Source organism: Phyllobacterium sp. P5_D12, assembly GCF_054049495.1.
This window is the reverse complement of sequence record NZ_JBFUMG010000217.1, coordinates 1-7,136: the sequence shown is the minus strand read 5'-3', so window position 1 is coordinate 7,136 and position 7,136 is coordinate 1. Positions and strand designations below refer to the sequence as shown.

At 56.6% G+C, this 7,136-nt stretch carries 8 protein-coding genes and 1 pseudogene; 7 read left to right on the top strand and 2 right to left on the bottom strand.

Features of this window, described 5'->3' with window-relative positions; all coding sequences use genetic code 11:
• Positions 1 to 113, top strand: a 113-nt coding sequence (locus ACXJ5O_RS14950) for an SDR family oxidoreductase (protein ID WP_457300569.1), incomplete at its 5' end; no start/stop codon positions are given.
• 547 nt (positions 114 to 660) lie between these two features.
• Here the strand turns inward: ACXJ5O_RS14950 and ACXJ5O_RS14945 are convergent.
• On the bottom strand, positions 661 to 1,737 hold the full coding sequence (locus ACXJ5O_RS14945) for a LacI family DNA-binding transcriptional regulator (protein WP_457300567.1): 1,077 nt from the start codon (positions 1,735 to 1,737) through the stop codon (positions 661 to 663).
• A gap of 270 nt (positions 1,738 to 2,007) precedes the next feature.
• On the opposite strand from ACXJ5O_RS14945, the gene ACXJ5O_RS14940 reads away from it, so the two are divergent.
• The 4 genes and pseudogenes from ACXJ5O_RS14940 to ACXJ5O_RS14925 form a co-directional block, all read left to right on the top strand.
• Positions 2,008 to 2,784, top strand: a complete 777-nt coding sequence (locus tag ACXJ5O_RS14940; RefSeq protein ID WP_457300568.1) for an ABC transporter substrate-binding protein — start codon at positions 2,008 to 2,010, stop codon at positions 2,782 to 2,784.
• Between the two features lie 59 nt (positions 2,785 to 2,843).
• Entirely contained in the window at positions 2,844 to 4,397 is a 1,554-nt protein-coding gene (locus ACXJ5O_RS14935; protein ID WP_457300566.1) for an amino acid ABC transporter permease/ATP-binding protein, read from the top strand.
• Between the two features lie 55 nt (positions 4,398 to 4,452).
• The gene (locus ACXJ5O_RS14930) at positions 4,453 to 5,577 is read left to right on the top strand and encodes an NAD(P)/FAD-dependent oxidoreductase (RefSeq protein WP_457300565.1); all 1,125 of its coding nucleotides are present in this window, start codon (positions 4,453 to 4,455) and stop codon (positions 5,575 to 5,577) included.
• 225 nt (positions 5,578 to 5,802) lie between these two features.
• A pseudogene (locus ACXJ5O_RS14925) lies at positions 5,803 to 5,868 on the top strand (hypothetical protein); the annotation flags it as partial.
• A 10-nt stretch (positions 5,869 to 5,878) separates the two neighbouring features.
• On the opposite strand, the gene ACXJ5O_RS14920 reads toward ACXJ5O_RS14925, so the two are convergent.
• Entirely contained in the window at positions 5,879 to 6,214 is a 336-nt protein-coding gene (locus ACXJ5O_RS14920; protein ID WP_457300570.1) for a hypothetical protein, read from the bottom strand.
• A 121-nt stretch (positions 6,215 to 6,335) separates the two neighbouring features.
• Between ACXJ5O_RS14920 and ACXJ5O_RS14915 the strand changes: the two genes are divergently transcribed.
• Complete coding sequence (locus ACXJ5O_RS14915) at positions 6,336 to 6,572, top strand: hypothetical protein (RefSeq protein WP_457300564.1); 237 nt, start codon at positions 6,336 to 6,338, stop codon at positions 6,570 to 6,572.
• A gap of 244 nt (positions 6,573 to 6,816) precedes the next feature.
• Positions 6,817 to 7,136 (top strand): MOSC domain-containing protein (locus ACXJ5O_RS14910; RefSeq protein WP_457300563.1); only part of this gene is annotated, 320 nt, incomplete at its 3' end.

The following is a 7,136-nucleotide window of genomic DNA, read 5'->3' as shown; positions in this document are numbered from 1 at the left end:
GCAAAGGGCAGCCTGAACATATCGCCGATGTGGTTTCGTTTCTTGCTTCCGAAGATGCGCGCTGGATCACGGGCCAGACGCTGAATGTCGATGCGGGAATGGTACGCCACTAGCCTGATCCATCCCGACACAGCGACCAGCTAACGTGTTGCTTGACCAAGCAGCTCGATTGGGATTATTGGGGGCGATGGTTCCGCTCATTTCAAGGCGGACATTTGAAGTGAGATTTCCGATGAGCCATGGATATGCATCATCTACCTGTCATTGCGGCAACTGAACTAACGCTATAAATGACCAAGATGGGGCCGTCTGCGGACAGGCAGCTTCCAAGCGGATCTCCGCGATAGCTGCCGCTACAAAACTGGGCGCTCAACCTCACCTACCATCCTTTGATTTCGATGGTTCTACGCCGCTTCCCCAATGGCCTCACGACGTCGGCGATCAAGAGGGGGTACTACGAATAGCAATCTGTTGATCCGACAGGCTGATGGCGGTTTTTTACGCCGACTTGGCAACAGACCACGCCCTCGAAGTGCCTCGGACGGTCCGCAGTCGGCAAATTCCTGATGGACAACGTCTGAAAGTTCGTGGGCGTCAATGTGCGATTCGATAACTGCCACGAATACGCGGGCTCCGCATCTCTCATTACCCAGCGCCAGATCAACCTTGGTCCACCGGCGGCGCAACGGAACCCCGCTCGATGATCGAGGTCGGAACTATGATCCGTTCCGGAGGTCTGGCTTCCCCCTTCAGCCTTCGTATAAGAAGCTCTGCCACTGTCTGGCCAAGAACATAGGCGGGCTGGTCTATAACAGTAATTGGGGGGCTGGTAACAGTTGTCCAATCCGCGTCATGAAATGTTATGAGCGACAGATCTTCAGGAATGCGCAGGCTGCGCTGCCGCACGACCTTGAAAATCTCAAGAGCGATCACGCTGTCCGACGCAATGATCGCCGTCGGCGGGTTCGAGCGCGACAACAGCTTGTCGGTGATGTCGGCCGTCGCCTGCGGCGTGGTCGCACCCAGCATAATCAGCCGGTCCGTTGGCAGCAGGCCRGCGATGTCGCATGCCGTCATGAAGCCCTCGATGCGTTCGCGCACGGAAGAGGTATAGATCTGCCCCAAATCTTTATATTCATGCCCTGCGAAATCGACAGCGGTGATATAGGCGATCCTTCGATGGCCGCATGCGGTCAAGATTTCTGCGGCGCGCTGGGCTGCCTTGCGATCGTCCACGGTTACAGTGTCGACGTCGAAATTGGGAAGCGCACGGTCGAGGAGCGCCAGGGGTCTGCCCGAACGATGTATCTCGCGCAGGTGTGAAATGTCGCGGGACTCCGACGGAGTTACTATCAGGCCGTCGACGCGCTTGCCGATCAACACCCGGACCGCCGCCTTCTCCATCTCGATCTGCTCGCTGGAATTTGCCAGGATTACATTGAAGCCGGCAGAACGGGCCGTGTCGCTGATCCCACGCACAGCATAGCCGAAGAAAGAATTCTCGATGTCACCGACCACGACGCCAATAATTCCGGATCGTCCGGTTGTCATGCTCCTTGCCAGTTCGTTCGGTCGATAATCCAGCTGCGTGGCAGCCGCCAAGACATCAGTTCTTATCTTCTCGCTGACGACCCCATAATTTCCCAATACGCGCGCCGCCGTGGCCTTCGAGACACCTGCCTCTCGCGCGACATCGGCGACTGTGACCGAGTGGATTCTGGGGTTCGAACTTTTCATGTGCTGACGACTACTAGAGTTGTTGACGGCGGGTCAATGTGAATATATCAATTAGCATTGAGACCGGTCTCACGCAATAAGAGACCGGTCTCAATAAAGAAAAATATGTTTGATGATGTCGACCATTCCGAGTTTCCTGACCTCTACAGCTGCGGATCTCGGCAGGCTCAGACAAAGTACAACGTCAGAGGAGAACAACAGATGATAAGCATTAACGGAACCAAGATGCTCGCACTGGGGGCCAGACGGGCCGCAGTTGCATTAAGTTTGATGCTGGCCGGCTTTTTCTCCGTCGCACAGACGCTGGCCGCCGGTGACAATCCCTATGGTCTCATCGATCCGAAGGTGATCAGTGTCGGCACCATGGGCGATGCCAAACCATATACGTTCACCACGGCGGAGGGCGAATTTACCGGTTTCGATATCGAGTTCTTTCTTAACGTTGCGAGCCGTCTCGGCTTTCAGAAGGACCAGGTGATCTTTACCGGCCAGGAGTTTTCAGCCCTGATGCCATCGGTCGCCAACCAGCGGTTCGACGTGGCCGTGGCCGCGATCGGAACCACGGAAGCACGTAAGAAGACAGTAGATTTTTCCGACGGCTATCTTGCCGGCTACCTTTCTGTCCTGACCTCGGATAAGGCGATAACGTCTGCCGAGGGCTTGAAAGGCAAGCGACTTGGCGTCGTGCAGGGGACACTCCAGGAAATCTATGCCGGAAAAAACTTCGCGGGCACCGATCTGGTCAAATTCCCGGATAATAATTCTGCTATCTCAGCCCTGAACAACGGAACGGTTGATGCCCACTTCCTCGACTACGAGGCCGCCAAGCAATACAGTGAACGCTATCCCGAGCTGAAGATCGCCGCGAATATTCCCTCATTTGATGCACCGGCAGGATTTGTCGTGCGCAAAAGCAACGATGCCTTCCGCGAGGCGCTCAACACGGCGCTGCATGCTGCCATGGAGGACGGCACCTGGAAGACGCTCTACGAAAAATGGTTCCCGGGTTCACCCATGCCGGATCAGTACCTTCCGAAGAAGCAATAGCACCTGGCGGGCTGTAACCCCGCACGCTTACAGCCCAACCTAACGTCAAGGGGAACAGCATGGACTGGATGGAAAACCTGCGTCGCAGTTTCCTCGATTGGGACGCAATGGCTGCGGTCCTGCCGACAATGATTACCGTCGGGTTAAAGAACACGTTGATCCTCGCCGCAGCATCGACGGTACTCGGCGTAATCATCGGGATGATTCTTGCAGTCATGGGTATCTCGCAATCGCTCTGGCTGAGGATGCCGGCCCGTATCTACACGGATATCTTCCGCGGCCTGCCGGCCATTGTGACGATCCTGCTCATTGGCCAAGGTTTTGCTCGCATTGGAAGAGAGTTCTTCGGCCCATCTCCCTATCCGCTCGGCATTCTGGCGCTGAGCCTGATCGCTGGTGCCTATATCGGCGAGATATTCCGCGCGGGAATTCAAAGCGTCGAGCGCGGCCAGATGGAAGCATGCCGCGCCTTGAGCATGAGCTATGGGCAAGGCATGCGCCTCATCGTCGTCCCGCAAGGTGTCCGGCGCGTATTGCCAGCACTTGTCAATCAGTTCATCGGCAATGTGAAAGACTCCAGCCTTGTCTACTTCCTTGGACTGCTGGCGGCGGAGCGTGAGATTTTCCGTGTCGGCCAGGACCAGGCGGTTGTTACCGGCAACCTGTCGCCGCTGTTGCTTGCCGGGGTGTTCTATCTGATCATCACTGTGCCGCTGACCCACCTTGTCAACTTTATTGACAACAGTCTAAGGACGGGGAAACACACGTCCGGCACGCTCACCAGCGGTCTTGTCGAAGTCGGTGAACTGGACGACGCCGTCAACCGCCAGGCACCCGTCGGCGCCGAGCCTGACAGGGCCAGGATTGATCCGGCAAAACCGCGGTTCACAGGCGGCAGCCTCGCTATCAGCGAACTCGACATGGCTTATGGCGACCTTAACGTTCTCAAACAGGTGAGCCTCGCGGTGAAGGCCGGTTCGGTAACCTGCGTTATCGGCCCCTCGGGCTCTGGCAAGTCGACGCTGCTCCGCTGCCTAAACCGCCTCGTCGAACCGAAGGCCGGAGATATTCTCCTCGATGGAACGACAATCCTGACGATGAAACCTGAAACGCTTCGTCGGCGGGTTGGCATGGTCTTCCAGCATTTCAACCTGTTTCCGGACCATACGGCGTTGGAAAACGTCATGCTCGCCCTCGTCAAGATCAAGCGCCTGCCCAAACGCGAGGCAAAGCGGATCGCCGAAGCCAGCCTTGCCGATGTCGGTCTGGCCTCACGCAAGGATCATCGGCCCGGACGACTCTCCGGTGGCCAGCAACAACGTGTGGCGATTGCACGCGCCCTGGCGATGGAGCCGGAGGTTATCCTCTTCGAYGAGGTGACGAGTGCACTCGATCCGGAATTAGTGAAGGGCGTACTGGATCTCATGGCTGATCTTGGCCGGCGCGGCATGACGATGGTGGTCGTCACCCATGAGATGGGTTTTGCCCGGAAGGTCGCCGACCAGGTCATCTTCATGGATGAAGGCCGCGTGGTCGAAACTGGCTCACCATCTGAAATCTTCGACAATTCAAAAAGTCCCCGCCTGAAGCGGTTCCTGGCTGAAGTGCTGTAACAACCAGCACTGCGGGAATAGGCATAAACCAGCTCATCAATATGAAAGTAACGACATGAATTTATCCGCTCCCGTAGTCTCGAAAGTCGTCGTGGTCGGCGGCGGTATCTTCGGTGCATCTGCTGCTTTGCATCTTGCGCGGCAGGGTGTTCGGACCATTCTCGTCAATGATGGGCCGCTTGCGCGGGGCGCATCGGGACGCTCGCTCGCCTGGCTCAACTCCGCGCGTCAGCGTTCTGCCGCTTACCACTATCTGCGCCTCGCCGGGATCGATCGTTATCGCACCCTGGCAGCGACGTATCCGGGAGCCGGCTGGCTGCGTTTCGATGGTGGATTGACGTGGGATGCCGACGACTCCAGGAACGAAATTGCCGACGTTTTAGTCTATGAGCGATCGATAGGCTACAACGCCCACCTGCTGTCTGCCGATGAGATAGCGTCGGTTACGCCCGGCGTGGACACGCGGTCTGTCCCTGCCCAAGGCGCCATTTTCAACCCTGGTGAAGGATGGGTAGATCTTCCCTCACTTATTGCCTTTCTGATTAGCGAATTTCAGACACTTGGCGGCGAGGTGATAACAGATGGAGGCCGCGCCAAGCTGTTGACCCTTGGTGGACGGGCCGGAGCGGCCATACTGGAAGATGGCAGAGAGATTGGCGCGGACGCAGTGTTGCTTGCAACCGGGGCTGCGGTTCCATCCATGGCCATGGAGATCGGCAAGACAATTCCCAATGCGACGCCGATTGCGCTCCTGGTGCGTACGGAGCCGATTGATCATCCTCTACGCGCAGTTTTGAACACGCCGCGCGTCGCCATCCGGCCGATGCCGTCGGGCGGCTTCGCCCTTGATTCCGCCTGGTCCGAGGAAGAGGTCGTGACGCGCCCGGATGGCACCTATCACGTGGACCAATCAACGATGCTGGGACTTCTCGATGAGGCTTCGAACGTTCTGGAGGGCAATCCAAAACTTGCGGTAGCGAACTACGGTATTGGCCCCAAGCCCATTCCAGGGGACGGCGAGCCCGTATTCGGTCCTCTGAAGGAGGTGGCGGGCTGTTACGTCGCCTTCAGCCATAGTGGTGCAACCCTGGGGTTAATTGCCGGAGAACTTATGGCTGGTGAAATTGCAACGGGGCAGGCAAACCCCCTTCTGGAGCCTTTCAGACCAACGCGGTTCTGACCGTACATCCACCCGTAACGCATAGTAATGCAAAGAAGCGCTCGCGTTATACGTCATCGCGGTAAGGAGGCATTTCAAAAAGTGAGATTTCCAACGTTTTTGTAAGCGGGAACATCGTTTCACTTTCGAAGTCGAGTTCTTATGGTGCCCGGCCTATGCTAACCGGCAAGCCAGGGATACAAGAAGCGAAAGTGGCGGAACGTACTTGCTTTCGAGAAGGGTGAAATGGCTCAAAAACCGGCGACATTGAAGGATGTGGCGGCTTACKCAAACGTCTCGCGTGCAACGGCTGCTCGCGCGCTCAACAGCTATGGTTACGTTGGCGATGAAACAGCTCTTTTGCTGCACCCGGAACGACGGTTTCAAGCTGGGTATTCATTGCAGCCAGCTGCGACACGTCAACCTTGTGCTGGGCGTTGGGAATTACGTTGATCCCGGCATGGTTGGCGACCGCAAGGCTTACCTGGCGCACACCTTCAACTGCCAAGAAGCGTGATTTTGTAGTCGTAACATTTCGTGTGTCCGTTAAATATGCCTCGGCGTCTGCCAGGCGCTGGTGAATGACGGCTTCATCGCGCCGGGTGATTTTGACCGCGCCAATTTCGACGAGGTTTTGGATGTTTGCTTCCCACGTCATCTTGATCCAGTTCCGGTGCGTCGCCAGATTGAAACAGAATCGTCGGAGGCCGTAGCCTCCCACCTCAGGCTGTGCATCGCGAACCCACGCCAAGACGCCAGCGCATTCAGCCGATCCGACAATGAGCAGCTTGTGCCGGCTTACATATGTCAGCTGTCTCCTCGGCCGCCTCGACAAGGTCGTCGTCAATGTCATGCTGTTCCATTTCTTCAATGATGCAATCAAAGGTCTGGGCACCTTGCTCGACGACGCAGTAGAGTCTGGCTGCCTGCGTAGTGCTCAAATCAGCAATCGCAAGTATATGTGTTACATCCACCGCGCTGTGCTTCGCGAAGTCCGCTTGCTCCTGCAGCGTTGAAATCCATCACTGACGCGAAGGTATCGACAACGCCATAGAACAGCTGGAAAGACAACGCCTTCAATCGTATCCTAAATTCAGCAGAGTCCCAGGATCGGTTGGAGGATGTAGTGCCGCGATTTCGATCTTTTGAAGCTGAATCTCTAGGCGATGCCGTTCTTTTACCCTTCGCTTAAAGATGCCGCTCGTTCTACATCGGTCATTCGGCCCTTAAATTGCGCTGATCATTGCAAGGAGAAGCATCATGATGCGTTTGCTTTCGGTCAATGTTGGCCTGCCCCGCGACATCATGTGGCAAGGCAAGACGGTCAATACGGCCGTTTGGAAGACACCGGTCAAAGGCAAGCGCATGGTGCGGCGGCTCAACATAGACGGCGATGGTCAGGCAGACCTTGCCGGCCATGGCGGCGAACGGCGCGCCGTATTTGTCTATCAGATGGATTCATACCGGTACTGGCAGGATCACTTGGGGCGAAACGACTTCGTTTATGGGCAGTTCGCAGAGAATTTCACCGTCGAGGGATTGGCCGACGCTGAAGTGTGCATCGGGGACCGCTACAGGAT